We start from the raw sequence: 15,447 nt of genomic DNA, 5'->3' as shown, positions 1-15,447 counted from the left end.
AGCCCGGCGACGGCGCCTCTAGAGTACCGGCGGCATCACTGCGTCCGGCTCGGACAAGGCGGGCGAATCGAGTTTCAAACCCGGCTCAAGTGCGCGCGCAGCGCCGAGATCAGTTCATTGGTCGCCACGGCACTGGCTCCCCCGAGCTGAAACAGATTGACGAAGCCATGTGTCAGCGAGCCCATGTAGCGCAGGTCGACATCGACACCGGCTGCCTGCAGCGCCTTTGCATAGCTCTCACCTTCGTCGCGCAATGGGTCGAAACCCGCGACCGCGATCAGTGCTGGTGGCAGCCCGGACAGCGATGTGGCCAGCGCCGGCGAAAGGCGCGGATCCGAGGGATCCATCCCGGAGCCGCGCAAGTACTGCGCATGGAACCAATCCATATCCCGCTTGGTGAGCAAGAAGCCGTCGGCGAACAACCCCATTGACCGCGTCTGGGAGGTGAAGTCCGTCCTCGGATACAGCAACCACTGCAGAATCGGGGCGGGTCCGCCGGTGGAGCCGGCGTTGTCACGCGCCAACTGGCACACCACCGCCGACAAATTGCCGCCCGCACTGTCCCCACCGACGGCGACCTGACCGCGGAGCGCGCCCAAATCCTCGGCATGATCGTAGGCCCACTCGAATGCCGCATAGGCGTCCTCGACCGCGGCGGGAGCGGGATGTTCGGGGGCCAATCGGTAGTCGATCGACAACACGTGGATGTCTGCGTCGCGGCAGGTCAATCGGCACAGCGCGTCGTGGGTGTCCAGGTCGCCGATCGTCCAGCCCCCGCCGTGGTAGAAGACCAGCAACGGCGCGGCCGCACCACTGGGCGGGCGGTAGTGCCGGGCCGGAATCGTACCCGCGGGTCCGGGCAGTGAAATGTCGCTGGTCGATACGTGAATCTGCGGGCCCGGCATTGCGAGGCAGGTGTCGCGCATCTGCGCGCGGGAGGCGATCGGATCGTCGTCGACGGCCAATCCGCGGACACCGACGAGCCGCTGACCCGACAGCATCCATTGCACCGTCGGATCCAGGGTATTGCCGTCGACAACGACCGAACGCCCACCCAGCAACGCCCGTTTGGCCTTGGTCGGGATCCACGGTGTGACCCTGGCTCCTGCGAGGGTGACGGCGCTTTGCATGCGGCGAATCCAACCGATGGGTGTTCCGTTTGCCCCGGGGTGGAGGTCTGCCGCCCCAGGCAGACTCTTCGTCATGGCTGCTCCCTCACAAGTTCCGTCACGCTAGCCGACGGAAACGTGATCCCCGTCGCGGGGCGCGGCGACGCCGCGTCGGCCTGCCGCAACGGTGGAGGCTGGGCATGCGAGCGCCGGTTCCGACGTGCCCCGCGACCAACTGTACGTGGTGACCACACGGCGGGTTGACGACCAGGTCCATGACGAGGGTCTGACAGCGCAATGGCGGCCACCCGCCCCCGTGTTGATTAGGTGGCATATTCAACTCGGTAATATCGTGATCCCCAAGTCGATGAACCCTATCCGGATTGCGAGCAACTTCGACGTGTTCGATACCTCCTGGCTCCATGCCGGAAACCCGTCTTGGCCAAAATCCAAGAACCTTCAATTTCACAGGAAGGTGAGATGATGCCGGGCGCCACCAGCCCCTCTATCCCCCCCTCGATAGCCCTGAACGATGAGAACACGATGCCCGTGCTGGGCCTCGGGGTCGCCGAGTTGTCGGACAACGAGACCGAACGCGCGGTGTCGGCCGCGCTGGAGATCGGCTGCCGACTCATCGACACTGCCTCGGGCTACGGCAATGAGGCCGCCGTGGGCCGGGCGATCGCGGCCTCCGGCATTCCGCGTGCCGAGCTGTTCGTCACGACCAAGGTCGCCACAGCTGATCAGGGGTTCACTGCGACGCCGGAGGCGTGCAAGGCCAGCCTGGAGCGACTCGGCTTGGACTACGTCGATCTCTATTTGATCCACTGGCCGGCGCCGCCGGTGGGCAAGTATGTGGACGCCTGGGGCGGCATGATCCAGTCCCGTGGTGAAGGCCACGCCCGCACCATCGGGGTGTGCAACTTCACCGAGGAGCACATTTCGAACCTGATCGACCTGACGTTCGTCACCCCCGCCGTCAATCAGATCGAGCTGCACCCGCTGCTCAACCAAGATGAGCTGCGCAAAGCAAACGCACAGCACACCGTCGCCACCCAGTCCTCCACGCCGCTAGCGCAGGGTCGACTGATCGATAACCCGACGGTGACGGCGATTGCGGGTGAATACGGCAAGACTCCGGCACAGGTCCTGCTCCGGTGGAACTTGCAATTGGGCAATGCCGTCGTCTTCCGCTCAGCACAAGCCGAGCACATCGCCAGCAACTTCGACGTGTTCGACTTTGAACTAGCCGCCGAGCACGCGGAGGCGTTGAACGGGCTCAACGACGGCACCCGTATTCATGGAGATCCGCTGACCTATACCGGCACCTAACCGTCTGCGGTCGGGCACGTGCCCGCGGCCCGCCGCAACACGCCGGTCGACGCTGCGTCCACCGGCAATGAGTATCCCCGCAGCACAGCGATGAACTGCATCGCGTACTGGCAAGCGAAGGCAGAATTCGGCGGCATCCACTCCCCGGGCGGCGAATCGCCCTTGTCCTGGTTAGCCCGCCCCTGGACCGCCAGCAAGTTGGCTGGGTCGTTGGCAAACCGCAGGCGCTCCGGATCCTCCCACTCGTATGCCCCCATGTCCCAGGCGTACGAGAGGGGGACGATGTGATCGATTTGCACCGATTGGCCGACCTTGGCGCCTCGCTGGAAAGCGATAGTGGCATTGGTGTACGGGTCGCGCAACGTGCCGGTGGCCACCGCATGCGGGCAACGCTTGATTGACACATACTCCTTGTTCACCAGATCGCGGTCGAGGATGTCGTTGCGGGTATCGCAGCCATTGTGGCCGCCAGGCGCGTCGTTGTTGTCGTGCCACGCGTCGCCGAACGCCGCCCGGCGGTAGTCATAGCGGTGCATCCGCCGCGGCACTACTGGGATACCGGCGAGCACATCGGTACCGGGTTGCACGGTTGGGACGTCAGCCCGCGCCGCGGATTGCTCCGCGTGCTGAGCCATCGATGACCCCAGCACCTGATAGGCGACCACCACTGCAACCACAGCGGCGGCCGCCAACCACAGCAGCATTCTGTGGGTCACGACTTGTCCAGGTATTCGATGCGGTCGGTATCGGTGAATCGCGCTGCCAGCACCGCCAAGCCGGGATGGGCGCCACCACTACCGTCCCGCTGGGCCTCTTCGTAGGCGTGCGTGCAGAAGTCGCGAGCGCTCTCGATGAAAACGCGGTGATCGGCCAGCGACAGCAACCGCAAGGTGATTGCTTTGCCGGATTGGTTGCTGCCCAAGACATCTCCTTCCCGACGTTCTTTGAGATCCAGGTCGGCAAGCGCGAATCCGTCCATCGTCTCGGCGACGGCGCGCAGCCGCCGACCGGCGGACGAGCCCGGTGCCACCGCGCTGGCGAGCAGACACAGACTCGGGTGCGCACCGCGGCCGATGCGGCCGCGCAGCTGATGGAGCTGGCTGATTCCGAACCGGTCGGCGTCCATCACCAGCATCACAGTGGCGTTGGCGACATCGACGCCCACCTCAATGACGGTGGTGCACACCAGCACATCGACCTCACCCGCCCTAAAGGCCGTCATCGCGGCATCTTTCTCGTCGGCTGCCAGTCCCCCGTGCATGAGCGCCAGCCGAAGGTTGGCCAGCTCACCACAGCGAAGCCGGGCAAACAGCCCTTCGGCGGTCTCGGTGGGCCGAGAGCCGGCTTGGCCATCTCCGGACTCGTCCGTCTCGTCGATGCGGGGCGCCACCACATAGGCTTGGCGTCCCTCGGCGACCTCCTCGACGATGCGTTGCCATGCACGTTCGAGCCAGGCCGGCTTGTCCTTGACGAAGATGACGTTGGTGGTGATTGGCTGGCGGCCACGCGGGAGTTCACGCAACGTCGAGGTTTCCAGATCCCCGTAGACGGTGAGCGCCACGGTGCGCGGTATGGGTGTCGCGGTCATCACCAACAAGTGCGGTGTGATTCCGGTGGGAGCCTTGGCGCGCAACCGATCTCGCTGCTCGACACCGAATCGGTGCTGCTCGTCGACCACCACCATGCCAAGCTTGTGAAAGTCCACCGCATCCTGAAGAAGGGCATGGGTGCCGATGACGATCCCCGCCTCACCGCTGGCGATCTCGGCGCGGACCTGCTTCTTCTGAGCGGCCGTCATCGAGCCGGACAGCAAGGCGATGCGAGTCGCGTTGTCGGCCCCGCCCAGCTGGCCGCCCATTGCCAGCGGGCCCAGCACATCGCGGATCGACTGCAGGTGTTGAGCGGCGAGGACCTCCGTCGGCGCAAGAAGCGCACACTGGTAGCCCGCGTCGACCATCTGCAGCATCGCCAGCACTGCGACGATCGTCTTGCCCGACCCGACTTCACCCTGCAGCAGGCGGTTTATCGGGCGGGTCGCCGCGAGCTCGTCGGAAAGTACCGCGAGCACCTCGCGCTGTCCCACGGTCAGCTCGAAAGGTAAGCGCCGCGACAGCTCGGCGGCCAGGCCGTCCGGTCGCGACGGCGCTGGGGGTCCGGATTCCGAAGACTCACCATGACGCCGGGTTACCAGTGCCCACTGCAGGCCGACGGCTTCGTCGAATGTCAGCCGCTGCCGTGCCAGCTCCCGTTCGGGCTCGCTCTCGGCCAGATGGATGGCGCGCAGCGCCCGGTCCTCGGAGATCAAGCCATGCCTGGCGAGCAGGTCGGCGGGTATCGGATCGGGTATCGGGTCGAGGACGTCGAGCACCTGGCGCACACACGCGAAGATGTCCCAACTCTGCATTTTCGTGCTGGCCGGATAGATCGGAAAAAATCGGCGCTCGAGCGCCGACAGCACCTGCTCGCTGCTGGTGGCGTGGGAAGCGTCGGCGATGCTTTTCAGCGACTTTGTGCCCCGGTTCTTTCCATCTGGCGAGTCGAGGATGAGAAACGCGGGGTGGGTCAGATGCAGCGCTTCCCGAAAGTATTCGACCTCCCCGGACAGCATCACCTTGGTGCCCTTGGTGAGGTCCTTCATGATGTAGTTCGCGTTGAAGAACGTGGCGTTCACCCTGTTGCGCCCGGTACCGACGGTCAGCCGCAGGAACTTCTTCTTGGGGACCTTTTTCATGGGCCGGGCGAACGCGCCCGTGATGGTGTCGACGACGGTGATGTGTTCACCGGCTAGTGGTCGCTCTCCATCGGCAGCCACGGCGGTCGCGCCCTCGGTGTAGCTGCGCGGGTAATGCCGCAGAAGGTCGTCCACGGTGCGGATGCCGAAGACTTCGTCGAGGTTGGCCGCCGCCTTGGCGCCTACGACGTAATCCAATCGGTCGTTGTGTGCGACCACGGCTACTCAACCCCGATCAGCAGCACGTCACCGCGATGACCCGTGAGGTAGGTGACCAATTCAGTGCCCGGATGATGGTCGTGCACATGGGTTTCCAGAATGCCATTCAGGGCGGCGGGATCGTCGCCGGCATCGCCGGTGCAGTCGGTAACACCGGCACCGACCAGCACCGTCACCAGGTCGCCGCCGGATGCCAACAGCAGATCGAGCAGACCCGTGGCCGCCGCGGCAACACTATCGGCGACGATCAGCACTTCGTCGCCCGCGATCCCCAGGCCGTCGCCCGGCTCACAGCTGCCAGCCCAGGTCAACGCGTGCTCGGTAGCGATGCGCACCGACCCGTGTCGGGCGCCGCCAGCGGCGCGGGCCATCGTGTAGCCGTCGTCCACAGCCTGGCGCCCCGGGTCATGCACGGCCAGGGCGGCGAGCCCCTGCACCATGGACCCGGTCGGCACGGGCACCACATCGACGCCCCAGCCAATGGCCGCGGTGCAACCTGCGACCAATTCCTCGGCAGCGACATAGCCGTTGGGCAGCACCATGACCTGTGCGGCCCCGGTGTCCACCACGGCCCGCACCAGCTGGCGGGCACTGACGTCGGCGACGGATGCCGCGCCGGGCGTGGGAGCATCGCAATCCCGTCGCAGCAGGCAGGCACCCTCTCCAGCGAACAAGTCAGCGGCCCCGTCGCCGTCGACGACGGCCAGCACGGCCCGTTCCCGAGTCCAGCTGCCCGCTGGTAGACCACTGGCACCGGATATCAGCGCCGAGATCGCGATCCGGCTCGGCCGCCCGGCGGCGATTCCCGCCTCGACGGCGGCACCCGGATCGTCGCTATGGACGTGCACGGAGTAGCTGCCGGACCCGGCGGCCGCGATGGCCACCGAGTCACCCAGTTCCTCAAGACGCCCTCGCAGCTCATCGACCCCGGCGGCATCACAGCCGGCCAGCAGGTACATCACCTCGAAGTAGGGGACACCGTGTTCAGCGGTCGCGTCCGGGGCCGGCACACGCGGTGACGGTTCGTACACCGACCGGTTGGGCGCGTGCCCGCTGATTGTCGAGCACAACGCGTCCAGCAACACCAAGAGCCCGCGTCCACCGGCGTCCACCACCCCGGCGTCAGCGAGCACGTCCAGCTGCTCGGGAGTCTTCTCCAATGCCACGACCGCTGCGTCACCGGCGGCGGCGACCGCCTGGGTCAGCGCCTCACCGCCGCGGGCGCACTGGTCAACGGCACCGGCCGCGGCCCGAAGCACCGAGACAATGGTTCCGGGGACCTCCTGGCCGCCCATCGAGGCAACCACCAGCTCCACACCACGCCATAAGGCCGCGGCGAGCACGGAGGCATCGATTTCGCGCAACGCTTCTCCGGAATCGGCGGCTGCGCGTCCGGTCACGTCGGCGATGCCGCGCAGGATCTGGGAAAGGATCACCCCTGAATTGCCGCGCGCACCGTTGAGGGCACCGATCGACAACGCCGCCGCGACCCGGGCGATGTCGGACCTGGCTGCTGCGTCAGCGGCCGCGCTAGCTGCCGAATCGGCCTCGGCAAGCGCCGATCGCATGGTGAACAACATGTTGGCACCGGTGTCGGAATCGGCAACCGGGAACACATTGAGCCGGTTGATTTCGTCGATGTGGACGATCAGGTCGCTGACGGCGGTATGTGCCCAGTCGCGTAGGGCCGCGGCGTCCAGCTGACGATCCCACGTGCCCACCCTGACACCCACCTCCTTCGCGCCGGCCCGGTGGGCGCCAGCGTAGCCCGGCGCACCGGCTGGGCAAGGCCGGCGCGTCGAGCCTAGCCAGGCACGGCGACAGCCGCCGTGTCCCACGTCCCGGAGTGTCCAGGGTTAGCCAGGGTTAGCCACGGGTGTCCAGCGGTATGAGCTCGTTTTGGTGCTGACGGACCAACGCAGCTATCCTGGACTATCCTGAGCGAGGCCGGGGCTCACCCCGGCCGTCCCGGCTGCGGGGTCTAGCGAGGTCGCCGGACCCTAGCAAACATGATTTGAGGAGCTTGAAAGATGGCCGCTGTGTGCGATATCTGCGGGAAAGGCCCCGGCTTTGGCAAGTCGGTGTCGCACTCCCACCGCCGCACCAGCCGCCGGTGGAACCCCAACGTCCAGATCGTGCACGCCGTGAGCCGCCCCGGCGGCAACAAGCAGCGGCTCAACGTCTGCACGTCCTGCATCAAGGCCGGCAAAGTCACCCGCGGCTAGCCGACTCAGGGCAACCGCCAGTCCACAGGATCGGCGCCCATCTCCGCGAGCAGCTCATTGGTGCGGCTGAACGGCCGCGAACCGAAGAACCCGCGCGACGCCGAGAGCGGCGACGGGTGTGGCGATTCGATCGCGACGCAGTCGCCGGCGGCCAGCAATGGCTTCAGCGTCGACGCGTCGCGCCCCCACAGGATCGCCACCAGGGGCTGTGACCGTGCGACCAACGCGCGGATCGCGCACTCCGTGACCGGTTCCCAGCCCTTGCCCCGGTGCGACGCGGGGTTGTTGGGTCGCACCGTGAGCACCCTGTTGAGCAGCATCACTCCGCGGCGTGCCCAGGGCGTCAAGTCGCCGCAGGAGGGCGACGGATAGCCGAGGTCGGCGGTGTATTCGTCGAAAATGTTGGCAAGGCTGCGCGGCAGCGGACTCACCTCGGGGGCGACCGAGAAGCTGAGGCCGACCGCGTGTCCAGGTGTCGGGTATGGATCTTGCCCGACGATCAACACCCGCACTTGGTCGAACGGGAAAGTGAAGGCGCGCAACACATTCGCCCCTGCGGGTAGGTACCTGCGGCCGGCGGCGATCTCGTCGCGCAGGAACTGCCCGAGTTGAGTCACCTGGTCGGCCACGGGCGCCAACGCGGCTGCCCACCCCTGCTCGACGAGTTCATTCAGCGGACGCGCGGTCACCCCAGCCCCTTCGCCAGTGGCACCGCCGTGTCAAGGGCGATTGCGGAGACGGTCACCGCGTCACCCTAGCGAACCGGGTCAATCGCCTGGACGGTCGAACGACTGCCAGCCGGCATATCCCCGCCACGGGTGGCCGTCGACGACAACCCGGGCCGGTCCTTCGACCGTCTTGCCGATGACGCGCCATCCGACGGGCACCGGACCGGCGAAACAGGCAGCCAGGGCGTGATCCTCGCCGCCGCCCAGCACCCACGTCCATGCGTCGGCGTCGACGGCCGCGGCGGCTTCGGTCAGCGCGGTGTAGTCGGCGGCCAGCGCCGCGGTGGACAGGTCGATTCCCACACCCGATGCGTCGGCGATGTGGCGCAGATCGGCAATGAGACCATCGGAAATGTCGATCATCGCCTCAGCCCCCGCGGCCGCGGCCGCCACTCCTTGCCCGTATGGCGGTTGCGGCACCAGATGGCGCCGCCGCAGATCGTCAAATCCCGCCATCGCGCTACGCCATAGCGCAAACCCCGCAGCCGATCGGCCCAGCTCACCGGCGACGGCGACTACGGAGCCGGCCTTCGCCCCGGAGCGCAACACCGGAGCACGGCCGTCGAGATCGCCCAGGACCGCCACCGACACCACCCACTGCGGGCACCTGACCACATCTCCGCCGACGATTCCGGCGCCGATCTGCCCAGCCTCCTCCCACATTCCATCGACCAAAGCGCCGACCTGGTCCACTGGGGTCCCAGCGGGCGCTCCGAACCCCACCACGAACGCGGTGGCCCGCCCACCCATCGCCGCGATGTCGGCCGCGTTCGCAGCGATCGCCTTGCGCCCCACCTCGTGAGGTGTAGACCAGTCGAGGCGGAAGTGCCGATCCTGCACCAACATGTCCGTGGATACCAGCGTGCGGCCGTCGCCAGCAGACACCACGGCGGCGTCGTCGCCGGGTCCGACCACAACCGCGCCGGGCAGTCGGCGCCCCCGCACCAACCGGTCGATGACCGCGAACTCACCGAGCTGCTCCAGGGTCGGGGACTTCCCCGATGTGTCATCGCGCATGCCACCTCCTCGGCGCATCCCGGCCATGTGACGAGCCCGAACCGATACCCTGCCTGCGGGGACCGTTGGGTCGCTATCCGCACGAGCGGACCGGGCAAGTGTACGAGTCGGAGGTGGCCACGGACGTGACATCCGACAGGGATGCCGATTCGGACGGCCCGCCCCGAGCCTGGATCATCGCAGCGCTGGCGCTGGCAGTGGCGGCGATCGCGGTCGTCCTGGTCGTCGCCGCCAATCACCAGGCACCGGAGAAACCGGTGGCCATTGCGGCGGTTCCAGCTCCGCAGGCCACCAGCGCCGCCTGCCATGACCTGCTGGCAGAGCTGCCGCAACGACTCGGCGACTACCGGCGAGCGGCCGTTGCGGAACCGACGCCGGAGGGCGCCACCGCCTGGCGCGCCGGGCCGCAGAGCACGCCGGTGATCCTGCGCTGCGGGCTCGCCCGACCGGCCGAATTCGTGGTCGGTGCGCCCATCCAGATCGTCGACCAAGTGCAGTGGTTCCAGGTGACCGAAGATCCGGGGTCCGCCGGCTCGAGGCCGGCAGATGCCGGTCGGTCCACCTGGTACACCGTGGACCGGCCGGTGTACGTGGCCCTCACACTTCCGCCGGGATCGGGGCCCACACCGATCCAGGAACTCTCCGCGGTCATCGACCACGTAATGGCGGCCGTGCCAATCAACCCTGCTCAGGTGGGCTAGCGCAGGCCCACGCCCCGGGCAAGGGCTGTATCCACCATGGTCGCCAGCAGCGTGGGGTAGTCGACGCCGCTGGCCGCCCACATCCGCGGGTACATCGAGGTCGTCGTGAAACCCGGCATCGTGTTGATCTCGTTGATCACCGGCCCATCGTCGGTGAGGAAGAAGTCGACCCTGGCCAGGCCTTGGCAGTCGATCGCCCGGAACGCCTTGATCGCCAGCTGCCGCGTCAGGTCGGCGACATCGTCGTCCACTTTGGCCGGCACGTCCAATTCGGCTGCGTCATCGAGATATTTGGTGGCGAAATCGTAGAAGGGATCCTCGCGCCCGCGCACCCCGGCCACCCGGATCTCCCCCAGTGTGCTGGCTTGGACCGTGCCATCGGGCAGTTCCAGCACACCGCATTCGAGTTCGCGGCCGGTCACCGCGGCCTCGACGATCACTTTCGGATCGTGAGAACGGGCATCGGCAATCGCGGCAGGCAGCTGGTCCCAACTCGACACCCGGTTGACGCCAATGGACGAGCCGCCGCGCGCCGGTTTGACAAATGCGGGCAATCCCAGCCGCGCGCGTTCCTCGGCATTCAGCGTCGGCCGCGACGGGCGCAGCACGACGTGCGCGCCGACCGGAAGCCCCTCGGCAGCCAACAGCTTCTTGGTGAATTCCTTGTCCATGCCGGTGGCACTCGCCAGCACGCCGGCGCCCACGTAGGGCACACCAGCGAGTTCGAGCAGGCCCTGGATCGTTCCGTCCTCGCCGTAGGGGCCGTGCAGCACCGGAAACACCACATCAACCGAGCCCAACACCTCGCCGGCGGTGGGGGGCGCTGCCGGGGATAGTGACACGAGCTGGCCGGCCCGCGCCGGGTCGACCGGCAGGACCAACTCCTTACCCGACTCAGAGGTCACCTCGGGTAACTGCCGATCGGCGATCGCAAGTGCATCGGGATTGCCGTCGGTGAGCACCCACGAACCTTTGGCGGTAATCCCGATGGCGGTCACATCGAAGCGTCGCGGATCGAGATTGCGCAGGATGCTGCCCGCGGACACGCATGAGATCGCGTGCTCGTTGCTACGCCCCCCGAACACCACGGCAACGCGGACCCGGTCGCCACCTGCCGGCCGCGTCGGCCGCGGCCCCACGGGCCGGTCGCTGGCATTCACAACCTGGAGAGGCTACCGGGTGGCGGGCGCGGGGATCGTGCTTCACCTTCCCAGCAGCGGCTCATTCAGGCTTGGTGCTGCGACCCAACAGCAGAGCTATCGCCTCGTCCACCGAGAGCCCTTTGTGACAGACACGGTGCACGGCGTCGGTCAGCGGCATTTCGATGTCGTAGCTGGACGCCAGCGCAAGCACCGACTCGCACGATGTCACCCCCTCGACGACGTGGCCATCCCTGGCGCTCAACGCCGCCGCCATGGTCTCGCCCCGGCCCAGGCGCTCGCCAAACGACCGGTTACGCGAGCGCGGCGAGGTGCAGGTGGCCACGAGGTCGCCCACCCCCGCCAGGCCCGCCAGCGTCGCGCCCTTGCCGCCGAGCGCGATCCCCAGCCGAATGATCTCTGCAAGGCCCCGGGTAATGATCGCCGCGGCGGTGTTTTCACCCAGTCCGACACCAACCGCCATCCCGCAGGCAAGCGCGATGACGTTCTTGCAGGCGCCGCCGACCTCGGTCCCGACCACATCGGCATTCGTGTACGGACGGAAGTAGCCGCTGTTCAGTGCGCGCTGCAGGGCCACCGCACGACCGGAGTCGCTACACGCCACGACGGTGGCAGCAGGTTGGCAGTCGGCGATCTCACTGGCCAGATTGGGTCCCGAAATGACCGCGACCTGTGCCGCATCGACTCCGGTCACTGACACAATGACCTGACTCATTCGCATCAGCGTGCCCAGCTCGATGCCCTTGGCCAAACTGACCAGGGTCGCGCCATCGACCAGGAGGCCGCCCCAGTGTTCGAGATTGGCTCGCATGGTCTGCGCAGGCACTCCCAGGAGTACCGTCGTGGCGCCGCCGAGCGCCTCTGCGGCGTCGGCGGTAGCGCGAATGCCGGCAGGCAGCAACGTCCCGGGTAGATAGTCGGGGTTGTAGCGGGTTCGGTTGACTTGGTCGGCGACCTCGGGTCGCCGGGACCACAGCGTGACCTCGCCGCCCGCGTCGGCAAGCACTTTGGCCAACGCCGTGCCCCATGCGCCCGCGCCCATGACCGCGACGGTTCCCGTGCTCACCATCCACCCACCCCTGTTTTCCCGGATGCAGTCCGTCAAGACATCTGTAGCCGCTACACACTAGACCCAGCGACGGCTCATCGTCATGCTGGCGTGACACCGTGACACTTGGTCGGATCGTTCCCGGCAACGCCGCACTCGCGGATCGGGCGCAAGCCGGCGCTGGCAGGATGGCCCTCATGAGCGGCACGCAGGCCGACGGCACCGGCGATGTCGGCTTGATCGTCGCCGTCAAACGGTTGGCAGCAGCCAAGACCAGGTTGGCCCCGGTGTTCTCGGCGCCAACCCGAGAACGCGTCGTGCTGGCGATGCTCGTCGATACCTTGACCGCCGCAGCGCAGGTCAGTTCGTTGCGCGTGATCACCGTCATCACGCCCGATCACGCCGCGGCTGCGGCGGCCGCCGAGCTCGGAGCCGACGTGCTGGCCGACCCGACGCCCAGCGGCGATCCAGACCCACTGAACAACGCCATCATCGCCGCCGAACGTGAGGTTGGGAAATCATTCCCCAATATTGTTGTGCTGCAAGGCGATTTACCTGCCCTTCAGACACAAGAACTCGCCGAGGCCATCGCCGCGGCCCGCGAACACAAACGCAGTTTCGTCGCTGACCGACCGGGGACCGGAACAGCGGCACTGTGCGCCTTCGGCACCCCGCTCGACCCGCAGTTTGGACCGGATTCATCCGCGCGGCACCGCCGTTCGGGTGCCGTCGAGCTGACGGGCGCATGGCCTGGCCTGCGATGCGATGTCGACACGCCCGCCGACTTGGCGGCGGCCCGCCAGCTCGGGGTGGGACTCGCGACCGCGCGCGCCGTCGCGCCGCGCTAGCGCAGGCACCCACCGCCGGGCATCCGGAGGGTAAACGGCCGCACAACAGCGAACGGATGTCCGCACCGCGCTGGCAACGCCACCAGGTGATAAGCAATGATCGTATGGTGACCGAAATCGAAGCCAGCCCAGGTACCGATGCGCGGCCCGATGAGAAGGCGTGGCACCCGGACGACTCGGCCCTCGTGGCGCCGCCCGCCGCGACCCTCGATGGCAGTAGCGCAGCAATCAACAACCAGCTACCTGAAGACCGCTATCTGAATAGGGAGCTCAGTTGGCTGGACTTCAACGCCCGGGTGCTCGCCCTCGCCGCCGACAACTCGCTGCCACTGCTGGAGCGAGCGAAGTTTCTGGCGATCTTCGCGTCGAATCTTGATGAGTTCTATATGGTTCGGGTGGCCGGACTCAAGCGCCGTGACGAGATGGGATTGTCGGTCCGTTCTGCCGACGGTCTGACGCCGCGCGAGCAGCTGGGCCGTATCGGCGAGCAGACCCAGCAGATCGCCAGCCGCCACGCTCGGGTGTTCCTCGATTCGGTGCTCCCCGCGCTCGGCGCGGAAGGCATCTACATCGCGACATGGTCGGATCTGGATCAGACTGAGCGCGACCAATTGTCGACCTACTTCAACGAGCAGGTCTTTCCCGTCCTGACCCCGCTGGCTGTCGATCCCGCCCACCCCTTCCCATTTGTCAGCGGGTTGAGCCTGAACCTAGCGGTCACGGTGAAGCAGCCGGAGGACGGCACGCAACACTTCGCGCGGGTCAAGGTGCCCGACAACGTCGACCGCTTCGTCGAACTCGCGCCAACTGAGGTCACCGACGAATCGACGGGTACCGAGACGCGAACAGTGCTCCGATTCCTGCCGATGGAGGAGCTGATCGCCGCGTTCCTACCGGTTCTGTTCCCGGGCATGGACATCGTCGAGCACCACGCCTTCCGCATCACCCGAAACGCCGACTTCGAGGTTGAAGAGGACCGCGACGAGGACTTGCTGCAGGCTCTGGAGCGGGAACTGGCGCGCCGGCGGTTCGGTTCGCCGGTACGGCTCGAGATCGCCGACGACATGACTGAGAGCATGCTGGAGTTGCTGCTGCGCGAACTCGACGTGCACCCTCGCGATGTCATCGAAGTGGCCGGGCTTCTCGACTTGTCGTCGTTGTGGCAGATCTACGGCGTCGATCGTCCCGCGCTCAAAGACCGGACATTTGTTCCGGCCACCCATCCCGCGTTCGCCGAGCGGGAAACGCCCAAGAGTATTTTCGCCACGCTGCGCGAAGGCGATGTGTTGGTGCACCATCCGTACGACTCGTTCTCCACCAGTGTGCAGCGATTCATCGAGCAAGCCGCCGCCGACCCTGACGTGCTCACCATCAAACAGACGCTGTACCGCACCTCGGGCGATTCGCCGATAGTCAGGGCACTGATCGACGCCGCGGCGGCCGGAAAGCAGGTGGTGGCGCTGGTCGAGATCAAGGCGCGCTTCGATGAACAAGCCAATATCCGCTGGGCGCGCGCCCTCGAGCAAGCGGGCGTGCATGTGGCGTACGGACTCGTCGGGTTGAAGACGCACTGCAAGACCGCACTTGTGGTGCGCCGGGAAGGTGCTGCGCTGCGGCGCTACTGCCACATCGGGACCGGTAATTACAACAGCAAGACGGCCCGACTCTACGAAGACGTCGGTCTGCTCACGGCCTCGCCCGATATCGGCGCGGACCTCACCGACTTGTTCAATTCGCTGACCGGTTACTCACGCAAGCTGTCCTATCGCAACCTGTTGGTAGCCCCACACGGAATTCGCACCGGCATCATCGAACGCGTCGAGCGCGAGGTCGCTGCGCATCAAGCGGGCAAGCCCGGACGCATCCGAATGAAGATGAACGCCCTGGTCGACGAACAGGTCATCGACGCGCTCTACCGCGCCTCCCAGGCAGGTGTGCGGGTGGAGGTTGTGGTACGCGGCATCTGCGCGCTGCGCCCGGGTGCAGCGGGATTCTCCGAAAACATCACCGTGCGCTCGATTCTCGGCCGCTTCCTCGAGCACTCCCGGATCCTGCATTTCCGCGCTATCGACGAGGTGTGGATCGGCAGCGCCGACATGATGCACCGCAATCTCGACCGGCGCGTCGAAGTCATGACGCAAGTCAAGGACCCGCGGCTGACCGCGCAGCTGGACGGATTGCTGGAGTCCGCGATGGACCCCGCCACCAGATGTTGGGAGCTCGGACCCGACGGGCAGTGGACCGCGCTGCCGCAGGAAGGACACAGCGTGCGCGACCACCAGGTATCGCTGATGGAGCGGCACCGTAACCCCTGACATGCGGTGATTCC

At 66.8% G+C, this 15,447-nt stretch carries 13 protein-coding genes and 1 pseudogene; 6 read left to right on the top strand and 8 right to left on the bottom strand.

Features of this window, described 5'->3' with window-relative positions; translation table 11 throughout:
- Nucleotides 1-74: 74 nt before the first annotated feature.
- Nucleotides 75-1,205: an alpha/beta hydrolase gene (locus tag F6B93_RS07055; protein WP_211698447.1), complete on the bottom strand. Its 1,131-nt coding sequence runs from the start codon at nt 1,203-1,205 to the stop codon at nt 75-77.
- A 205-nt stretch (nt 1,206-1,410) separates the two neighbouring features.
- Between F6B93_RS07055 and F6B93_RS23560 the strand changes: the two are divergent.
- Both F6B93_RS23560 and F6B93_RS07045 read left to right on the top strand, forming a co-directional pair.
- Nucleotides 1,411-1,588 (top strand): annotated as a pseudogene (locus F6B93_RS23560) (aldo/keto reductase); the annotation flags it as partial.
- A 4-nt stretch (nt 1,589-1,592) separates the two neighbouring features.
- Nucleotides 1,593-2,441 (top strand): aldo/keto reductase, encoded by an 849-nt coding sequence (locus F6B93_RS07045; protein WP_246541031.1) that lies wholly within the window; start codon nt 1,593-1,595, stop codon nt 2,439-2,441.
- Here F6B93_RS07045 and F6B93_RS07040 read toward each other — a convergent pair.
- Genes F6B93_RS07040 through F6B93_RS07030 form a run of 3 tightly spaced genes read right to left on the bottom strand, consistent with a single transcriptional unit; the run spans nt 2,438 to nt 7,112 of the window.
- Entirely contained in the window at nt 2,438-3,157 is a 720-nt protein-coding gene (locus F6B93_RS07040; RefSeq protein ID WP_211698445.1) for an HNH endonuclease family protein, read from the bottom strand. The genes F6B93_RS07045 and F6B93_RS07040 overlap by 4 nt on opposite strands.
- Nucleotides 3,154-5,391 (bottom strand): ATP-dependent DNA helicase RecG, encoded by a 2,238-nt coding sequence (gene recG, locus F6B93_RS07035; protein WP_211698444.1) that lies wholly within the window; start codon nt 5,389-5,391, stop codon nt 3,154-3,156. Before recG ends, F6B93_RS07040 begins: the two co-directional genes overlap by 4 nt.
- Nucleotides 5,392-5,393: 2 nt before the next feature.
- Nucleotides 5,394-7,112, bottom strand: coding sequence for a DAK2 domain-containing protein (locus F6B93_RS07030; protein ID WP_211698443.1), 1,719 nt, complete (start codon nt 7,110-7,112; stop codon nt 5,394-5,396).
- A gap of 309 nt (nt 7,113-7,421) precedes the next feature.
- Between F6B93_RS07030 and rpmB the strand changes: the two genes are divergently transcribed.
- Nucleotides 7,422-7,616: a 50S ribosomal protein L28 gene (gene rpmB, locus F6B93_RS07025; RefSeq protein WP_211698442.1), complete on the top strand. Its 195-nt coding sequence runs from the start codon at nt 7,422-7,424 to the stop codon at nt 7,614-7,616.
- Nucleotides 7,617-7,621: 5 nt separating this feature from the next.
- Here rpmB and F6B93_RS07020 read toward each other — a convergent pair whose 3' ends face one another.
- Together F6B93_RS07020 and F6B93_RS07015 are read right to left on the bottom strand one after the other, a co-directional pair.
- A complete protein-coding gene (locus F6B93_RS07020; RefSeq protein ID WP_211698441.1) occupies nt 7,622-8,305 on the bottom strand; it encodes a uracil-DNA glycosylase in 684 nt (227 codons plus the stop codon).
- A 78-nt stretch (nt 8,306-8,383) separates the two neighbouring features.
- Nucleotides 8,384-9,361, bottom strand: coding sequence for a thiamine-phosphate kinase (locus F6B93_RS07015; protein WP_211698440.1), 978 nt, complete (start codon nt 9,359-9,361; stop codon nt 8,384-8,386).
- 125 nt (nt 9,362-9,486) lie between these two features.
- Here F6B93_RS07015 and F6B93_RS07010 point away from each other — a divergent pair, with 125 nt between their 5' ends.
- Nucleotides 9,487-10,062 carry a DUF3515 domain-containing protein gene (locus F6B93_RS07010; protein WP_246541030.1) on the top strand — a complete coding sequence of 192 codons (576 nt, stop codon included), beginning with the start codon at nt 9,487-9,489 and terminating at the stop codon, nt 10,060-10,062.
- On the opposite strand, the gene F6B93_RS07005 is transcribed toward F6B93_RS07010, so the two are convergent.
- Nucleotides 10,059-11,201: a D-alanine--D-alanine ligase family protein gene (locus F6B93_RS07005; protein ID WP_211699328.1), complete on the bottom strand. Its 1,143-nt coding sequence runs from the start codon at nt 11,199-11,201 to the stop codon at nt 10,059-10,061. The genes F6B93_RS07010 and F6B93_RS07005 overlap by 4 nt on opposite strands.
- Before the next feature lie 82 nt (nt 11,202-11,283).
- On the bottom strand, nt 11,284-12,291 hold the full coding sequence (locus F6B93_RS07000) for an NAD(P)H-dependent glycerol-3-phosphate dehydrogenase (RefSeq protein ID WP_211698438.1): 1,008 nt from the start codon (nt 12,289-12,291) through the stop codon (nt 11,284-11,286).
- A gap of 176 nt (nt 12,292-12,467) precedes the next feature.
- Here F6B93_RS07000 and cofC point away from each other — a divergent pair, with 176 nt between their 5' ends.
- Together cofC and F6B93_RS06990 are read left to right on the top strand one after the other, a co-directional pair.
- On the top strand, nt 12,468-13,118 hold the full coding sequence (gene cofC, locus F6B93_RS06995) for a 2-phospho-L-lactate guanylyltransferase (protein ID WP_211699327.1): 651 nt from the start codon (nt 12,468-12,470) through the stop codon (nt 13,116-13,118).
- Nucleotides 13,119-13,204: 86 nt separating this feature from the next.
- Nucleotides 13,205-15,433, top strand: coding sequence for an RNA degradosome polyphosphate kinase (locus F6B93_RS06990; RefSeq protein WP_211698437.1), 2,229 nt, complete (start codon nt 13,205-13,207; stop codon nt 15,431-15,433).
- Nucleotides 15,434-15,447: the final 14 nt, after the last annotated feature.

The organism is Mycobacterium spongiae (assembly GCF_018278905.1).
GTDB lineage: Bacteria > Actinomycetota > Actinomycetes > Mycobacteriales > Mycobacteriaceae > Mycobacterium > Mycobacterium spongiae.
Note: the sequence above shows the minus strand (reverse complement) of the source record. Positions and strands in the feature narration are given on the sequence as shown.